The sequence below is a fragment of the Streptomyces sp. NPDC057939 genome (assembly GCF_042887545.1).
Lineage (GTDB): Bacteria > Actinomycetota > Actinomycetes > Streptomycetales > Streptomycetaceae > Streptomyces.
In genome coordinates this window covers 25873-43317 of sequence record NZ_JBHVPG010000065.1, presented here as the reverse complement: position 1 = coordinate 43317, position 17445 = coordinate 25873, and the positions used below count along the sequence as shown (strand labels likewise).

The 17445-nt window shown below is 68.3% G+C and carries 16 protein-coding genes and 1 pseudogene; 10 read left to right on the top strand and 7 right to left on the bottom strand.

Translation table 11 applies throughout. The features are described 5' to 3' along the window. Positions 1-390: 390 nt before the first annotated feature. Both ACFVS6_RS38605 and ACFVS6_RS38600 read right to left on the bottom strand, forming a co-directional pair. Positions 391-516 carry a hypothetical protein gene (locus tag ACFVS6_RS38605; protein ID WP_389711207.1) on the bottom strand — a complete coding sequence of 42 codons (126 nt, stop codon included), beginning with the start codon at positions 514-516 and terminating at the stop codon, positions 391-393. A gap of 612 nt (positions 517-1128) precedes the next feature. After that, positions 1129-2007: a SigB/SigF/SigG family RNA polymerase sigma factor gene (locus ACFVS6_RS38600; protein ID WP_389711206.1), complete on the bottom strand. Its 879-nt coding sequence runs from the start codon at positions 2005-2007 to the stop codon at positions 1129-1131. Between the two features lie 509 nt (positions 2008-2516). Here ACFVS6_RS38600 and ACFVS6_RS38595 point away from each other — a divergent pair. The 4 genes from ACFVS6_RS38595 to ACFVS6_RS38580 all read left to right on the top strand — a co-directional run bounded on the left by ACFVS6_RS38595 (position 2517) and on the right by ACFVS6_RS38580 (position 5441). Then, positions 2517-2876 (top strand): STAS domain-containing protein, encoded by a 360-nt coding sequence (locus ACFVS6_RS38595; RefSeq protein ID WP_389711205.1) that lies wholly within the window; start codon positions 2517-2519, stop codon positions 2874-2876. Between the two features lie 74 nt (positions 2877-2950). Next, positions 2951-3754 (top strand): alpha/beta fold hydrolase, encoded by an 804-nt coding sequence (locus ACFVS6_RS38590; protein ID WP_389711204.1) that lies wholly within the window; start codon positions 2951-2953, stop codon positions 3752-3754. Next, complete coding sequence (locus ACFVS6_RS38585) at positions 3754-5091, top strand: SpoIIE family protein phosphatase (protein ID WP_389711203.1); 1338 nt, start codon at positions 3754-3756, stop codon at positions 5089-5091. Before ACFVS6_RS38590 ends, ACFVS6_RS38585 begins: the two co-directional genes overlap by 1 nt. After that, complete coding sequence (locus ACFVS6_RS38580; protein ID WP_389711202.1) at positions 5088-5441, top strand: STAS domain-containing protein; 354 nt, start codon at positions 5088-5090, stop codon at positions 5439-5441. The genes ACFVS6_RS38585 and ACFVS6_RS38580 overlap by 4 nt, the downstream gene beginning before the upstream one ends. 231 nt (positions 5442-5672) lie before the next feature. On the opposite strand, the gene ACFVS6_RS38575 is transcribed toward ACFVS6_RS38580, so the two are convergent. The 5 genes and pseudogenes from ACFVS6_RS38575 to ACFVS6_RS38555 all read right to left on the bottom strand — a co-directional run. Next, entirely contained in the window at positions 5673-6086 is a 414-nt protein-coding gene (locus ACFVS6_RS38575; protein ID WP_389711201.1) for an ATP-binding protein, read from the bottom strand. A 70-nt stretch (positions 6087-6156) separates the two neighbouring features. Next, positions 6157-6504, bottom strand: a complete 348-nt coding sequence (locus ACFVS6_RS38570) for an STAS domain-containing protein (protein ID WP_389711200.1) — start codon at positions 6502-6504, stop codon at positions 6157-6159. Positions 6505-7192: 688 nt separating this feature from the next. Then, positions 7193-7651 (bottom strand): SRPBCC family protein, encoded by a 459-nt coding sequence (locus ACFVS6_RS38565; protein ID WP_389711199.1) that lies wholly within the window; start codon positions 7649-7651, stop codon positions 7193-7195. A gap of 275 nt (positions 7652-7926) precedes the next feature. Beyond that, the gene (locus ACFVS6_RS38560; RefSeq protein ID WP_389711198.1) at positions 7927-8400 is read right to left on the bottom strand and encodes a DUF6296 family protein; all 474 of its coding nucleotides are present in this window, start codon (positions 8398-8400) and stop codon (positions 7927-7929) included. A 369-nt stretch (positions 8401-8769) separates the two neighbouring features. Beyond that, positions 8770-9066: pseudogene (locus tag ACFVS6_RS38555) on the bottom strand (STAS domain-containing protein); the annotation flags it as partial. A gap of 378 nt (positions 9067-9444) precedes the next feature. Here ACFVS6_RS38555 and ACFVS6_RS38550 point away from each other — a divergent pair. The 6 genes from ACFVS6_RS38550 (at position 9445) to tal (ending at position 17102) form a co-directional block, all read left to right on the top strand. After that, on the top strand, positions 9445-9717 hold the full coding sequence (locus tag ACFVS6_RS38550; RefSeq protein ID WP_389711197.1) for a hypothetical protein: 273 nt from the start codon (positions 9445-9447) through the stop codon (positions 9715-9717). A 381-nt stretch (positions 9718-10098) separates the two neighbouring features. Then, the gene (locus ACFVS6_RS38545; protein WP_389711196.1) at positions 10099-10542 is read left to right on the top strand and encodes a hypothetical protein; all 444 of its coding nucleotides are present in this window, start codon (positions 10099-10101) and stop codon (positions 10540-10542) included. Positions 10543-11630: 1088 nt separating this feature from the next. Beyond that, positions 11631-13901, top strand: coding sequence for a catalase (locus tag ACFVS6_RS38540; RefSeq protein ID WP_389711195.1), 2271 nt, complete (start codon positions 11631-11633; stop codon positions 13899-13901). A gap of 161 nt (positions 13902-14062) precedes the next feature. Further along, positions 14063-14293 (top strand): DUF6479 family protein, encoded by a 231-nt coding sequence (locus tag ACFVS6_RS38535; RefSeq protein WP_389711194.1) that lies wholly within the window; start codon positions 14063-14065, stop codon positions 14291-14293. 157 nt (positions 14294-14450) lie between these two features. Then, positions 14451-15164 (top strand): HemK2/MTQ2 family protein methyltransferase, encoded by a 714-nt coding sequence (locus ACFVS6_RS38530; RefSeq protein WP_389711193.1) that lies wholly within the window; start codon positions 14451-14453, stop codon positions 15162-15164. 126 nt (positions 15165-15290) lie between these two features. Next, positions 15291-17102, top strand: coding sequence for a transaldolase (gene tal / locus ACFVS6_RS38525; protein WP_389711192.1), 1812 nt, complete (start codon positions 15291-15293; stop codon positions 17100-17102). Positions 17103-17445 lie beyond the last annotated feature (343 nt).

The window sequence follows — 17445 nt, the reverse complement described above, 5'->3', positions numbered from 1 at the left end:
CAGGCCCGGGTCGGTCTGGCCCATGCCGCGTCCAACGTGGCAGCGGTGGCCTGCTATGCCCTTTCCCTGACGACTCGGCTTCGCGGCCGCCCGGCGAGGGGACGGATGTGGGCTCTGGGCGGGATGGCTGCCGTTGCTGTCAGCGGCGCGCTGGGCGGGCACGTGGCCTACCGGCAGGCCGTCGGGGCACATACCACGCCTTGAAAAGGCTCGGTGGGTTCGTGTCCCGGCCGGCGGCGCAGCTACCTGCTGGCCGGTATCAACCGCGCCTTCGCCGATTCCGGCCTCCCCGGGAACTGTGGTCCTGTGTGGTCGGCCAAAAGGGGTACGGCGCGGCATCCCGGGCCGAGTAGATCCTGGACCTTGCCGCGGGAGGCACGCTGCCACGGCCTACAGGATGCGTGCCGCCTGGACGCCGTCGATCGTGAGGAGCAGGAGCAAGACCCGGGTGAGGTCCAGGAGCCGGCCCAGCCGCGGGGGCACGGGCCCGGCCGGGACCAGGCGGTCGGTGTGCATGGCCGTCACCCACGCCTTCGGGGGGTCCAGCGTGAACCCACCGAAAAGCGAATCATCGACTCGTTTGCGTGACCGACGACTGAATCCGGCGCGAGCCGACCAGCCGCGAACGGGTGTGCACGACCGGCCTGCAACCATCGCCCGCCATCGAAACGAACGTGCAATCGGCGGTCGCCTGAACCAGCCCTCGACCATGGCCCCACAGGGGTGCTGTCAAGTGTGGAACAGGGATTTCGGTGTCGAGCGACCGATGAAGAGGACGGCTCGCAGGATTCACTACTTGCGCCGGCACCCCGGGTGCGGCTCGCGCGGGCCTGCCTCAGGTAGATCGTTCCGACAAGGTAGTTCACGAGGAAGGCGATCAAGCCCCGCATGTTCCTCGACGGCAGCCGCACCCTCCGGCGGCGACATCGACCGCCCACTCGTCCTCAATTCCCCGTGCTGCTTCCACGGCGCCACGGGTGCCGTCACCAACGAGGACATGGGGGACGCCCCGTTCATCGCCTTCCACGCCAGCGACGGCGCCCCGACCAAACGTCCCCGGCCAAGGGGATCGCCCGGTCGTTTGGAGAGGTTCGTCGCTGCGGAGGCGTCGGTGTGGAGTGGGCGTTGTCAGTCGGCGAGCATGCCTTCGCGGAGTCGGTTGAGGGTGCGGGTGAGGAGGCGGGAGACCTGCATCTGGGAGATGCCGAGGCGTTCGCCGATCTGTGCCTGGGTCATCTCCTGGCCGAAGCGCATCTGAAGGATGAGCCGGTCACGGCCCGCGAGGTCCTCCAACAGCGGGGCGAGGGTGCGGAAGTCCTCGAAGAGCTCCATCGCGGGGTCCTCGTGGCCGAGGACTTCGGCCAGGGGGCGCGCGGCCTTCTCGGAGGACTCGTCCGTCTCCTGTTCCAGGGGTTGGCTGGAGTGTCCGTTGGACGCGACGAGGCCCTCGATCACCTCTTCGTCCGTGAGGTCCATGTGTTCGGCCAGTTCACGGACGGTCGGCGCGCGGTCGAGGACCGCGTGCAGTTCCTCCTTGCCGCGCGCCAGTTCGATGCGCAGTTCCTGGAGGCGTCGCGGGACGCGGACGGCCCAGGTGGTGTCGCGGAAGTGCCGCTTGATCTCACCGGTGATGTAGGGCAGGGCCAGGGTCGTGAACTCGTTGCCGAGGGACGGGTCGAAGCGGTCGATGGCCTTGATGAGGCCGATGGTGCCGACCTGGATGATGTCCTCGATGTCCGTGCCGTCGGTGCGGTTGCGGAAGCGGCGCGCGGCGAACTGGACGAGGGACAGGTTCATCTCGATGAGCGTGTTGCGGACGTACTGGCGCTCGTGGGTGCCCTCGTCCAGGGTGCGGAGCCGCTCGAAGAACGTCTTGGACAAAGCCCTGGCATCTTCGGGAGCCACTTCCCGGGGATCGGCGATCCGGGGCAGTGGCATGGGGAGTTGAGTGGACTCGATCACCGCCTCGGTCGCTGCGGTCTCGGTCTGCGTGGTGAGGGTGTCCATCTCATCTCCCCAAGTACTCGGTTGCGTCGCCCGGTCATCCGGGGCGTCGCTGTCTGCTGTCCCAGAGCATTGCGCCCAGCACCCACACCCGTCAAGCGATACGTGAAACCAATTTCGCAAGTTCGATTGCTGCCTACATGCGGAGACGCCGACAGGACCCTGCCTCGCCGAAGAACCTGGCGGACACGGCGTAGGGGGCAGGCCGCGGATCGGCCCTGGACCGCGACCAGCACGCCGACCTGCTCACACCCGATGAAGCGGTCTTCGCCGGGCGTCGATGTCGGGCGTACTGTTCGGCGGCGGCCGTCCGATCCTTTTGAGCAGCAGTTCACATCCATCCGTCCGCGCGATGCGCCATCGTGACGGTCGTCCGGACAGCTCGCGTGTGCGGTCTGGGGGCATCGATGACGACCAGGTGCCAGGCACCAGGCTCGCGCAGGCTTCCCCCCTGCTGGGAGGGGCCCACCCCCGGCCTTTGCTGACCTGCGGGGATTTGGCATGATGCTGCGATGGATTTCGGCCCCGGGGTGAGCGTGCAAGTGCGTCAGAGCCACGGATGTTGGGTGCTCACCGTCGCCGGGCACGCCGACCACGACGAAGAGGACAAGCTGACGTCCGCGATGCGGGAGACCGCGGCGGCCGACCTCCCCGTGATGGTCATCGACCTGTCCGCGCTGACGTTCGCCGACACCAGCTTCATCCACTGGCTCCTCATGGCCCGCCGGGACCACGCGCAAGCCGGCACCCGACTCATCCTCGCCGGCCCCCTCCACGAACACGTCCGACGGGTCCTCACCGTCACCGGCCTCCTCGACCACTTCACCCTCGCCGACGACCTCGACGCCGCCCTCGGCCACGCAGCCCCATAAACAGGAGCAGGTCGCTGGGCTCGCACGGCCGCCCCTTGGCCTGGGGTGATCGGGGTGATGGGAGACTTCCGTGCATGGACACCCTGCGCAGGAACAACGTCAGCGTCGCCGGTCGTACGGACGGGCCGGTGCTGTTGCTCGCGCATGGGTTCGGTTGTGATCAGAACATGTGGCGGCTGATCGTCCCGATCGTCGCCCAGGATCACCGTCTGGTGCTCTTCGACTACGTGGGTTCCGGACAGTCGGACGCCTCGGCCTGGGACGAGCGGCGCTACAGCTCCTTGGAGGGGTACGCCCAGGATGTGCTGGAGATCTGCGAGGCGCTGGATCTGCGGGATGTGACTTTCGTGGGGCATTCGGTCAGCGCCATGGTCGGGGTGCTCGCGGCGGCGAAGGCACCGCACCGGATCGGCCGGCTGGTGATGGTCGCTCCCTCGCCGCGCTACATCGACGAGGACGGATACCGCGGCGGGTTCGACGCCGACGACATCGACGAGCTGCTGGAATCGTTGGAGTCGAACTACCTGGGCTGGTCCGCGGCGATGGCCCCGGTGATCATGGGCAACCCTGATCGTCCGGAACTCGGCGAGGAGCTGACGACGTCGTTCTGCGCCACCGACCCCGACATGGCGCGGGTCTTCGCCCGCACGACGTTCCTGTCCGACAGCCGCGGCGATCTCAAGACGGTGACGGTGCCGACGTTGGTGCTGGAGTGCGAGCAGGACGTGATCGCTCCCCGTGAGGTCGGCGCCTACGTGCACGCGACGATCCCCGGAAGCCGGCTGGTCACGCTGAAGGCGACGGGCCACTGCCCGCAGCTGAGCGCACCACAGGCCACCGCGGGCGCGATCGGCGACTTCCTCGGAGCCGCGCTGTGATGTGCCGAACCGAGGAGGACCGGGAACCCGACGAGAAGCCCGACCCGCACGCCATCGACGACGCGGAGGATGCGGCGGCGGGGGACCGCGGTGATGCGGCGGCCTTCACCTCCCTCCTGGAGGACAGCGCGGAGGAACTGTACGAGCAGGCGCCGTGCGGATACCTGTCGACGTTGATGGACGGCACCATCGCGAAGATCAACACCACGCTGCTGAACTGGCTGGGGCTGCCCCGGGATCGGGTGGTGGGGCGGATGCGGTTCACCGACCTGCTCACCGTGGGCGGCAAGCTCTACCACGAAACGCACTTCGCCCCGATGCTGCAAATGAAGGGCGAGGTCAGCGGAATCGCCCTGGAGATCAAGGCAGCCGAAAAGAAGCGGATGCCGGTCCTGGTCACCTCCAAGGTGAAGACCAGCGACGACGGAGAGCCGCTGCTGATCCGCACCACGATCTTCGACGCCCGCGACCGCCGCGCCTACGAGAACGAGCTGCTGCGCGGCCGACAAGCGGCCGAGGAAGCCCGCCGCCAGGCGGAGGAATCGCGCCGGCGGGCGGAGGCCGACCGCGAACGGCTGCAGGAGGCCCTCGCCGTCCTCCAGCAGAACCTGCTTCCCGCAGAGCTGCCCGCCGTCCCGGGACTGGAGGCCGGCTCGTACTACCACACCGCCTCCCCGGACCTCCTCGGCGGAGACTTCTACGACCTGTTCCCCCTGGGTAGCGACCGGTGGGCGTTCTTCCTCGGCGACGTCTGCGGCAAAGGCCCCCAAGCGGCTGCTGTCACCTCGTTGGCGCGCTACACCCTGCGGGCCGCGGCCCTGCACGATCCCGACCCCGTCACCGTGCTGACCACGCTGAACACCGTGCTCCACGAGCGGTACTCCAACGGCGACCCCCGCTACTGCACCGCCATCTTCGGCATCCTGGAACCGACCGGCGAGCACGTCGACGTCCACCTCGCCTCCGGCGGGCACCCCTCCGCGCTGATCCAACGTGCCGACGGCACCGCCGACTACCTCCCCACCCCGGGTGGGATGCTCATCGGCATCCTCCCCTGGGCACAGTTCACGCCCGCCCACACCCGGCTGCTGCCCGGCGACACCATGCTCCTGTACACCGACGGCCTCACCGAAGCCCGCGTCGGACCCGACCGGGCCCTCTACGGCGACGACGCCCTGCGCACGTTCACCACCCGACAACCGTCCGCCGGCCCGCAAGCACTGATCACCGCGCTGAGCGGCCTCCTCGCCAGCTTCGGCGACGGACTCGACGACGACACCGCACTCCTCGCCCTCGGCATCCCCGCCCCCGCCCCCGTGAGTGAAGACCGGACATGAGCCCACTGAAGATCACCACCCGAGACGCCCACACCGGTCCCGTTCTGGAGATCACCGGCGACCTCGACTACGCCACCGCACCCGAACTCCGCACCGCTCTCGACAGCCTGACACTTGCCGTGGGGCAACTGCTGGTCCTGGACCTGGCCGGCCTGACCTTCTGCGACTCGACCGGCATCACCATCATGCTCGCCGCCCGCAACCTCGCCACCCAACGAGGCGCCGACATCGCCCTCGCCGCGGTCCCCACCAACACCCTGCGCATCCTGAGCATCATCGGCCTCGACCGTGTCTTCACCGTCCACCCCGACACCACCACAGCCATGACCGCCGGCGCCCGCGCCTGCTGACAGGCAGCACCACATCGCCCGACACTAAACCGTCCCCAGGTCGCGGGACGGCCCTTCGCCTTCCGCCGGTCCTCGTCACACGCTCGACCGCCTCCAGCGGCGGACGCTCACGCCCTCGACATCCCCGGGCCGGCTGGATCGGATGTTGCCCTGACGCTCCATAGGAGGGTTCGTGCCGCGGCGGCCGCTGGGGCTGAACCCCGCTACCGGGAAGGTGGACCTGGTCGGGTTTCAGGCGAGACGCAGAACGGCGGTGATGGTCTTCCCATCGGGATGTTCCCGCACGTCAAGGGATGTGGTGAGGTGCTGGATCAGTGGCCAGCCGAAACCACCCGGCTGCTCCGGGCTCTGCGTCCGCGCCGCCGGAACGGTCGGGCTCATATCGCTGACGGACAGACACAGGACGTTGTCCGCGATCTCGGCGCGGAAGGCGGTGATCCCGCCACCGTGGCGGATCGCGTTGGTGACCAATTCCGAGGTGACCAGAAGGGCATCCGCAGCGGTGACGCTGTCCAGGTCGATGCCGATGTGCTGCAGCAGAGTGCCGACCTTGTCGCGGGCGGCGGCAGCGGATCGGGGTGCGGGGTCTGCCATAGAGCTGCCATCACTCGGGCCTTCGGCGGTGTCGGCTGTGGACGGGTTCATACCGTCATCGCCTGCCCCCGCTTATGAGTGACATGCCGGCGCGCGCCGGCTCGGAGGAACGGCATTGTGGTCAGCATGTCATCGCGCTCTCCAGGCTGTCCGTCATCCTGAACGCGGACCCGGTGCCGGTGACCTCGAACAGGCGGCGGACGCCCACCTGCAGCGGTCCGGCCAGCACCAGGGACCTCCCCGCCGCCCGGTGCAGCTTCTGGGCATCGAGCAGGGCATGCAGAGTATGGGAGTCCACGAAGCTGGTGTCCGAGAGGTCAACCACCGTGCGCGAAGACCCACCCGCCGCAGCCTCGGCGAGCGCCTCGACGAGACCGGGCCCCCTGTCCGCGTCGACGGCTCCACGCAGATGGATGACCGCTATGCCTTCGCGCGTGGTCGCCGTCACCACCGATTCGTCTCCGATCACCCGGACATCTTCCTACATCCCGGAGACCACTGCCGGAGCGGACCAGCGGTTCCCTCACGGCCGGGGCCAACAGTCCGACCCCCGCAATACCGGTGAGCTCCCCGCGCCGGATCGACGCCGCCCGCCGTGGTGACCTCGGGTCGGTGACTGAACCAGTGCCTCACGCATGCTGAACGGCCGCGCCGGCGGAATCCTTCTTTCCTTCGCGGAGCCTCACATCCACGAGCGCGGCGTCGGCGGCCCCGCAAGTCGCAGGTATCCGCCAGCAGGCCCACCGCAGCCCGGTCGAACTCCCCCGCGCACACCACCTTGGTCACGCACCCCTCGGACCGCCCCACCCTCGGCGACTCCACCACCGTCTCCCCATCGGCGCTGCCTCCCCCCGCCCGTATTGGGCCTCCCCCAAAGCGGTAGGAATCCGCCTCTCTGCGAAGCAGGCCGCCCGGCGCCCCTGCGCCGAACCGGCTCACCGAACTGATCGACATGGTTGGCAGATGGTCAGCCACGGCGCTCAGCGGGATGTGCGCCGCCCCGAACCACCAGAGGGCTACGGAGGCCTCCCAGCCGATCGTCACCTTTCCCGCACCGCCAGTCCAACAGGTCCCCGACCCCGGTCATTCGTTGCCCCCCCTGACGATCCGGGTGGTGCGGGCGACTGGTCGGGCGCGCGTGGTCGCCTTGACCCGCATCAGGCCCGGACGTGGTCCTCGGTCGTGGCGGATTCCTCGACAACCTTCGCGAGTCTGGCGAGCATGCTCCGGTGACGCAGCTGGATCAATGTGTCGACCGCAGCGTTGTGAAACGTGCCGCCGATGCCCCGCAAGGGATGCTCATCGACCTTGACCAGAGCTTCGTCTCCCCAGGGGCGGACTTCGATGGCCACCCGGGCGGTACCGATGGGGCCACTGTCGACTTCCAACTCCAGTTCCCTCGGGGTGTCGACGTGGCGTACGACGGTGGTCCCTTCCGCGGTCCATGGACCGATCCGGACCGTGTACTCAAGGGCGGATCCCAGCTCGGGCCACAGGCCGCGAGCGGCCCGCGAGTCGCTGGTGCCCACCACCCAGTCCGCATAACGCGAAGGGTCGGCGAGCACGGCCCACACCCGGTGCGGTGTGGCATGGATCAGATGGTGTCGCACGGCCATGCTTGTCCTCCTGGGCGAGGGTGAGGGTTGCGAGTGCTTATGGGGAGGCGCCTGCCCCGACCGGCGCGCTTCCACGCTGTCGCCGCCCCTTCGCTTCCCCGAGCGGCAAGCGGATCGTTCACGCAGGGTGCGATTGGCTGCCCATTGCCCGGTGCGACCGAAATCACCGCTCGTATGGCGCTGCTGCGCGACATGCCCGTTGTGGGCCGAAGCGTCGCGGCGTGACGCGGGCGTGATGCTGGAGGACCGTGGGACGGCCATGTCGGGTTATGGAGTCAGGTCAGGGGGCGTGCTGTGACCCCATGGGCTGTTTGCTGTCCGGCTCCGGTGGCCAGGATGCGCACTTCCGCGTGGTCGCTGATCTCAGCCTGGATGATGCCGGTGGCGTCCTCGTAGACGGGGTGACCTCCCGGGCCCTTCCGACCGGTGACCGTCACCACCACCAGGTCGTGGCCATCGGCTGGCGCACCGGAAAAGATCAGCTCATACCGTGCCTGCGGCCCGTCTCCCGGCTCACCCGTTGAACGCCCAACACGCCGGCTCGCGCGGTCGGGGGCGAGGACGCCATCAGCGTGTTGTCCGGTGTTGGCCGCGCGAACTCGCTCAGGGTCGGCCGGTGGCGCTGGCGTACCCGTGCCAACCCGGGAAGGTGCGCCCGGGGCCCGCCCATGCTCGTCGACGACGCCGCCCTGGTGAGCCGGCTTCGGCCTGCCGAAGGTGGGGGGCATGCCTCCATCCGTTTCTCCCATGTCTGTTTCCTTTCTGTACCGGCGTGCCCTCAGGAGAGCCCAGCAGGTGTGGGCGAGACCACGTGGGGGACGATGCAGCTTCTGCCCCCGTACGGATGTTGATGTCGGCCACGACCGCCAGGGCTTCCGGATCGCATTGCAGAAGGGCCTCCGCCGATGGCGCGACGACAACCGTCGGGGTGCCCAAGGTGGTCCCGGATCTCCCCGGCGGCCGTCGCGGAGGCGTTGGCGTCACGGGCGCCGATCGGGAACCGCCCGCAGGTCCTCATGTGGGGCACCTGTCCGACCGGCACGATCGCGCGCCGAGAAGATCCGGCATGCGGCGGCCTATCGGCCCCGACCCGGCGCAGTGCCGGGGGCTGGGGGCGTTCATGGCAGGGCGGGGGTTGGGGCGAGGGCGGGGACGAGGGTGAACAGGCGGCGGGTGGCGGTGAGGTCCAGGACGTATTGCGCCTGGTTGGGGGTGCCGGCGAGTTCGAGTGTCCATTCTTCGTCGATGGCGCGGGCGCGCAACGCGAGCAGAACGTGGAGGGCGCAGGTGCCCATGAACGTGACCTGTACGAGGTCGAGGACCAGAGTCCGTTCGGGCAGGATGGGCATGTCCAGGACGCGGATCAGCTGGGAGCAGGTGTCGTAATCGAGGTCTCCGCAGACGGATACCACGACCCGCTCCGGCTGTTCGTGACGCCGACGACAAAGTCCTTAAGGCCCATGGCGCACCCGCCGTTCACAGGAGAGCCCATCACGGCCGCGCCCGTTGTGAGGCGTCTGGCCGTGAGGCGCGCGGCCGGTGCCGCGCACGGCCGAGCGAGATCATCCGCACCCGACATCAAGCCACGGATCGTGGCAACAGGTGGGGCGGGGTCACCACCAGACCAGGCTGATCGGTAACGCGCCTACCCCTATCTCGTGCGCCCAAATCCGTGCGACGGCAACAGTGCACATCGCCGGGATGGGCTGCGCGAATGATGCCGCGGCGTCCGGGAAGGCGCTTGAATAAGCGAGCCTGCCCTCGCGTCGTCGGCGTCGGCGCGTGCTCGCGGAGTGAACGAAAGCAGGAACACCATGTACTTCAAAAAGGACGACCGTATCGGCTATCACGACGGCCGCGGCGAACTACACCACGGACGCATCGAAGAAGTGCGCGACCCAGGTCCGCATGCCGTCTACCGGATTCGTAACGAGCTGACCAACGAGATTCAGGTCATCACGCACGGACAGACGCAGCAGGGAGGCCGCCTTCAGTACTCCGGCGGCGGTTCCGGCCACGTGTCGTCGGATCGGATCGGATCCAACCCTTGTATCCCATGCTCATGACGACGGCGCTGTACCGGGTAGTGGCAGAGCCAATAGCGCGGGTGCGGTCCATTATGTCCGCCGATCGCCGAGGGAGGGCTTCGCAATCGCTTCGAGAAGAAGCCTTACACGCAATCAGCAGGGTGTCCGCCGCCGCGGTGGTGGCTGGTGAAGGCTGCAAGCCTCCTGGGCCGCCACCTCAAACAGCTCAAGGCACCGACTTGAAACTCCAGCTGGCGCTTTCGGCTGCGGTATGAGCCGGGTGCGGGGTCATCCATCAGCCTGCTTGAAACTACTGGCGCATGCCTCGGGGGGTAAGGTAATCCGCACGTCCTGAATCTCGACATTCGCTTTTGCGGCCCGGTCGCAATGGGTTCCGGGTGAGTGGGCAGGATTGTCGTTATGAGCGAAACGCACGGTACGGATCGTCCGGATGACCGTCATGTCCGACCGGACGGCGTCGATGACGGAACCATTGAGGCCCTGGGCACGCTGTCGGAGGCTCTGGAGACGGTCGAGCGGGCTCGTGGGCACCTCTACGCCTTCCACCAGTTGACCGGCGGCGCTGACCTCACCCTTGGCAAGGCAGTCGAACAACTACGGGCAGCAGGCCACAAAGAGCAGGCGGACCTGGTGGAGCGGGAGATCGTGGGCCGCAATGTCATCCCCGGCTGCTGGACCTTCCAGATCGTCGAGGCATACAACGCCACCTATTACACGCCGTTCGCCGATGTCGAGCGGCAGGTACGCCAAGAGCTCGCCGAAGGCCGGGCTCATCTGTACGAGGCCGAGATGAAGGAAGCACGACGTACCCCGGGCCACCCCAACCACACCTCGCGCCCCTGAGCCTTGCGAGGGATGGAGGGGAGGGCCCGCAGAGCGAGCTGCACGCCGTGTCGGCCGTCTGCACCCACCTCGTGTGATGTCTCGTCGCCTTCAACAACGCCAGACGCATCTGGGAATACCCCTGTCACGGCTCACGCGACGGCATGGTCACCCGCGCAACACCCACCCCTAAGACAGGAATATATCGGTGTAAAAGCTCGCAAGTACGTCAGGTCTGGTGTCGAAACGGTCAAGGCTCGCGTTCGGAACGGTCGGGTGGGCACAGGAGTGCCATGTCCGAAGTCGACGTACTTCCCCGGAGCCTCTTCGCACGCCCCGCCTCTGCGGCCGGGAGGCTTGGGGCCAGTGCTGGGCGCGGACGACGCTCCGGTTTCGGCAGACGGCTACGGCGCAGGATCCGACCCCACTGCGACATCGACATCCTGGCCCCCTACATCCCGGGCAACGAAGGCGAGGTCGTCACCGGGAAGTACCTACTCCTGGTTCGCGTACGCACGGTAGTCGGGCAGATCAGCTACCGCGCATGCACCTCATGCGGAGAAGGCCTGATCACCGCCATCGACATCCACGAGCCCAATGTTTCCAATGACCGCCCCCTGCACACCCGCGTTCTCGCTCACCTGCGGTTCCGCCACCCCGGCCTCACCTGGTACAGCATGAGCAGCCACCACAGCCCCCGCATTCTCCTGCTTCGTCGGCATCGCTCCGCGCCCACCCCCAATAGCGTCTGCGGGCATACGGCTCGATAGCCAGGGTCCCGGGAGCGGAGAATGCGCCGGCGTGGGAACTTCGCCCCGAACCCGGCCCACAAGGGCCTTATCGATGACCCGCACCAACTCCGTTCACGCGTTTCCAGGGCCGGTGCCGATGCCCTGTCCGCAGGGGGTGGCTCAGTCCCGCTGCCCTCCACCGCGGCCGCCGCGGCAGCCGCACGTTTCACCCGGACTCTGCGCTGTCACGTAGAACACCGAAGACCTGACTATCTGAGCGCCTTACCGGGCCGGACAGGCTAGTCCGGGTTTCGGGATGTACCCCTTCGGGTCACACGTGAAGGGCCTGAGGGCACGCCCCCTGCGTCTGGAGATGAGATGTCCGAGAAGAACCCGGTGAGGGCCGTCGCCGACAAGATCGCCGACGTCATGCACACCGGCCCGGCCGAGGGCCCGGAGGAGGGAGTCCCGGGCAAGCCGGCTCCCGTCTCCCCGCAGCTCGTCGAGCCGACGACCCCCATCGAGCCGCTGCCGCCGAAGGCGGATCAAAGCGGCCCCGAGACGGTCAGCCCGACCGGGCAGCCCACCGGCGCGGAGCAGGCCAGGATGGCGCAGAGCGGCGCCTACCTGACCACCGCGCAGGGTGTCCGCCTGGCGGATACGGATCACTCATTGACGGTGGGCTCGCGGGGGCCGGTGCTGCTGCAGGACCATCACCTGCGCGAGAAGCTCATGCACTTCGACCACGAGCGGATCCCGGAGCGCGTGGTCCACGCCCGCGGCTCGGCCGCCCACGGCGTCTTCCAGTCCTACGGCACCGGCCAGACGGTCAGCAAGGCCGCCTTCCTGGCCCGGGACGTCGAGACTCCGGTCTTCGTACGGTTCTCGACCGTGCTGGGTTCGCGCGGCTCGGCCGACACGGTCCGTGACACGCGGGGGTTCGCGACGAAGTTCTACACCGAGGAAGGTGTCTTCGACCTGGTCGGGAACAACATTCCGGTGTTCTTCATCCAGGACGCGATCAAGTTCCCCGACGTCATCCACGCCGGAAAGCCGCACCCCGACCGGGAGATTCCGCAGGCACAGTCCGCGCACGACACGTTCTGGGACTTCGTGTCCCTGCACACCGAGGCCACCCACCACACCATCTGGAACATGTCCGACCGCGGCATCCCGCGCTCGTACCGGATGATGGAGGGCTTCGGCGTCCACACCTTCCGCCTGGTCAACGCGCAGGGCGCCACGACGCTGGTGAAGTTCCACTGGAAGCCGAAGCTGGGCGTGCACTCCCTGGTGTGGGAGGAGGCGCAGCTGCTGGCGGGGATGGATCCCGACTTCCACCGCCGGGACCTCTTCGACGCCATCGAATCCGGGGCGTATCCGCAGTGGGAGCTGGGGATTCAGTCGTTCCCGGACACGGATGACCAGATGTTCGAGGGGATCGATCTCCTGGACCCGACGAAGATCGTGCCGGAGGAGCTCGCGCCGGTGAAGCCGCTCGGGCTGCTGACCCTGAACGCGAATCCGTCGAACTTCTTCGCCGAGGTCGAGCAGGTGGCCTTCCACACCGGCCATCTCGTGCCGGGTATCGACGCGACGGACGATCCGTTGCTGGCGGGGCGGATGTTCTCCTACCTGGATACCCAGATCACCCGGCTCGGGGGCCCCAACTTTCCGCAGATCCCGATCAACCGCACGCACGCGCCCGTCAACGACATGCTCCGCGACGGCATGCACCAGACGGCCGTGCACCGGGGTGTGGCCCCGTACAAGCCGAACAGTCTCGATGGCGGCTGCCCGTTCTTCGCGGGCGCCGACACCGGTGCGTTCATCGAGGTCCCGGTCGAGATTCCGGCGGGACGCAAGGTCCGCGAGGCACCGGCCTCGTTCTCCGATCACTTCTCCCAGCCGCGGCTGTTCTGGCTGAGCATGAGCCCGGTCGAGCGCGAGCACATCATCGCCGCGTACACCTTCGAACTCGCCAAGTGCTACGAACAGACCATCAAGGAACGCGCCCTGGCCGTGCTCGCCAACATCGACGGCGAACTGTGCGCGCAGGTCGCCACCGGCCTCGGGCTGCCGGTCCCGGCCGCCACCGAGCCCCTTGCCGAAGTCGGCCCGAGCCCCCGCCTGTCACAGATCGGCGGCACCTGGCCGCTCGACGGGCGGGTCGTTGGCATCGTCGCCGGCCAGGACATCGACATGATCGGGGTACGGGCGGTACGCCAGGCCATCCTCGACGCCGGAATGGTCCCACTGGTCATCGCCGCGGCTGGCGGAGTCCTCGGCGGCGCCGAACCCGTCACCGTGCAACGCACATTCGCCACCGCACGCTCCGTCGAATTCGACGCGCTGGTCTTCGCGGGCGTGCCCGCGGCGGGCGCCGACGCCTACGGCGCCCGCGACGCCAAGGCAGGGGCCCCCAGACAGCCCGTCAGCGACCCCCGCGTCCTCGCACTGCTCACCGAGGCCTACCAGCACGGCAAGGCACTGATCGGCCTCGGCGACGCCGGAGATCTCTTCGAGGCCGCCGGAATCACCGCCGGCGAACCCGGAGTCATCGTCAGCGACGGCGCCCAGGGAATCCGCAGTCTCATGGAACTGCTCGCGGCCCACCGAGTCTGGGAACGCTTCCCCGCCTCAGCCTGACCCGACCACGCGCCCCGCCACGGAGCGCGCTGGCGGATACGGGCCCCGGACCCCCCGCGGTCCGGGGCTCGCCACGATTGACGACCCTGCCCCTTGCCCGACTCCGGGGCGGACCCCCCTGTTGCGGCCGTAAACGAGCTCGCTGTGGGTAGGCGCCTGCCGTGAACACTTTCGAAAGTCTTGCGGCCGAAGGCCAGGCCTCTTTCCTCCTCATCATCGTAGGCATCGTGGTGGCCGTTCTCCTGATCGGCGCCTTCTGGTACGGCAGCCGACGCAATGCCCGACGCCGCCCTCCTGCCGAGCCCGGCCAGCAGCCCCCCGCGGCGCAGCAGCGCGCCCAATCGTGGAAGACCCCGGAGGAGAAGCCGGATGGCGGCACCGCCCGCCCGTGATCACGTCCACCGCTGTGGCAGTGGCGTGGAGTCATCGCCAGGGCCGGTGTGCGAGAGGATCGTCCGATCGTGGATGAACCGAGCGGTAGGGGGCAGTGGCGCGAAGCGGCTGATGGTCGCCGACCCGCGAGCGGGTTTCCCCGGCCCGGAGGTAGACATGGCCAGTACGGCTTTGACCAGGACGTTGCCCGCCGGGCTGATCGCCCTGCCGGGCGTTTACCAGCCGCAGGGTGACACCCGCCTCATAGGAGAAGCGCTCGCCCGGGAACCTCTGGCCCCCGGAGCGGCTGTTCTGGAAATCGGGACAGGCACCGGCGCGTTGGCGCTCCAGGCCGCCCGCCGAGGAGCCAGGGTCACCGCTGTGGACGTCTCCTGGGGTGCCGTGGTCACCGCCCGCCTCAACGCGATCCGGCAGCGACTGCCCCTGCGCCTGATCCACGGCGACTTCGCCTCCGTGCTCCGGCACGGCGGGTTCGATCTCATCGTCTCCAATCCGCCCTACGTTCCCGCTCCTGAGAACGAGCCTCCTGTTCGGGGGGCTGAACGTGCGTGGGATGCCGGCCACGACGGTCGGGCGATCATCGACCGGATCTGCGCACGAGCCCCCACGCTGCTGCGTCCGGGAGGTGTCCTGCTCATGGTCCATTCCGGCATGTGCGGAGCGCAGGACACCCTCGACCGGTTGACCACGGTGGGGCTGACCGCGCAGATCACGGCCCACAAGCTCGTGCCCTGGGGGCCTGTTCTGCGCTCCCGCCGGACCTGGTTGGAACAACGGGGCCTGGCGGGGAAGGCGGAGGAACTTGAGGAGCTGGTGGTTATCCGTGCCCAGCATCCCGGAATGGTGCGAACACAACCCTGCGCCGGGTAGAGACCCGTGGGTGCGCTCGACCCACGCGCTCCTGATGGAGCGGCGCCGTCCACGGGCCCGACCGCTGCTGCCCCTACCGCGAGGGGGATATGGGGTCCGTCCTGCATCGCCGGGCGGTTCTGCGGCATGCGTCCCGAATTCGACATCGGATGGAATGCGCTTGCCGTCGGGCGATCCGGGCAGGGGCGGGAAGAACCGCCGTGTCGAGCGCCGCCGACAATGCGCCCTTCGGGCGACAACATCCTCAGTGTGCGCGGTGCCGCACCGTTTTGGAGGTTTCGCATGCCCCTCTCCGCTGAATCCGGCCCGCTCGCCGACCTGTCGGCAGCCGGTGTATCGATCTGGCTCGATGACCTGTCCCGTGAACTCCTCGCCGGCGGAGAGCTGAGGAAGCTGATCGCGGACCAGCACGTCGTCGGGGTCACGACGAACCCCACAATCTTCGCCTCCGCTCTCTCCAAGGGTGAGCGCTACAACGAGCAGCTGCGCAGCCTGAGTGAGGAGGGAGGCAGCGTCGACGACGCAGTCTTCGCTCTGACCACCGACGACGTGCGCAGCGCCTGCGATGTCCTGGGCCCCGTCCATGAGCGAACCGCGGGTATCGATGGGCGGGTCTCGATCGAGGTGGACCCGCGGTTGGCGCAAGACGCCGATGCCACCGTCGCGATGGCGCGAAGGCTCTGGGAAACGGTCGACCGGACGAACTTGTTGATCAAAATCCCGGCCACCCGCGAGGGGCTTCAGGCCATCACCGATGTCACCGCCGAGGGCATCAGCGTCAACGTCACGCTGATCTTCTCCCTGGACCGCTACCGCGACGTGATGCACGCCTACCTTCGAGGCTTGGAGCAGGCTCGGGCCTCCGGCCGCGATCTGGCGACCATTCACTCGGTGGCCTCGTTCTTCGTCTCCCGCGTCGACACCGAGGTCAACAGCCGTCTCGACGCGATCGGCACCCCTCAGGCCCTGGCGCTCAAGGGAAAGGCCGCGGTCGCCAACGCGCGGCTTGCGTTCCAGGCCTACGAGCAGATGCTCCTCGACCCGCGGTGGCAGCGCCTCGCCGCGGCGGGAGCCCGTACGCAGCGCCCCCTGTGGGCCTCCACCGGGGTGAAGGACCCGGCCTACCCCGACACGATGTACGTCAGCGAACTCACGATCGGGGGGACTGTCAACACCATGCCCGGCGCCACTCTGACCGCGTTCGCCGACCATGGCACGGTCCCCGACCACCCCCCGACCTCGGACGACTTCACTGCCGCCAAGGCCCATTTCGCCGCGCTGGAACAGGTCGGCCTCGACTTCACGGACGTCACCGACACACTGGAGCGCGAAGGGCTCACGAAGTTCGAGGGCAGCTGGACCGAACTCGGCGAGTCGGTAGCCCGCGAAATGCACGCCGAGGCCGACACGGCGAACGAAGCCCGAGACGGTACGTCCGAGAGCGACAAGCTCTTGGCCATCTACCTCAACGACCACTACGCCGCCGCCACCGGAGGTCTGGAGCTCTTCCGGCGCGCCTCGGATGCCCGCAAGCACGAACAGGCCGGTCGCGTTCTGTCCGACCTCGCCCACCAGGTCGAAAAGGACCGTGACGCGCTGGCCCGAATCATGACGGACCTGGGCGTCTCCACCAGCCAGTCCAAGGCGGCAATGGGCTGGATCGCGGAAAAGGCCGGACGTCTGAAGACCAACGGGCGCCTTCTCTCCCGATCCCCTCTCAGCGACGTCCTGGAAGCCGAGTCCATGCTGATGGGGGTCCAGGGCAAGGCCGCCTGCTGGCGCACCCTCCGCGTCCTCGCCGAGACCGACGAACGGCTCCCCGCCGAGGACCTGGACGCACTACTGGAGCGAGCCGAGCAGCAGAGCACCGCGCTTGAGGAATTGCGCTTCGTCGCGGCGAACCGAACGATGGGATCCCGGCCTCCGACCACTCGGTGACGGTCAGGGCCAGCGTGTGCCGGTCGGCAAGGCCGGGAGAGCGCACCCCCGGTTCGCACGCAAGGCCCGTCCGCTCGGCAAAGGGGCGGCGGCACGACTGCCCAAGCAGGCCGATGCGTCGCCGCCGACACTCCCGCACCGGACCCGGCCGCGAAGTGCGCGGGGTAGGACGGGGAGATGTACCCGCGATTCGACCGCGTTGCTTCCGGCGGGTCAAGGCCGTGCACAAGGCCGGCTGGCGGATCTGATCGAGCCCTGACGGATTGTTCGCCGACTTCGGCGATGGCACCGCGCTGCCTACCACGGGCGTTCCCGCGCCCGGGAGTAGCCTCTGCGATTGAAG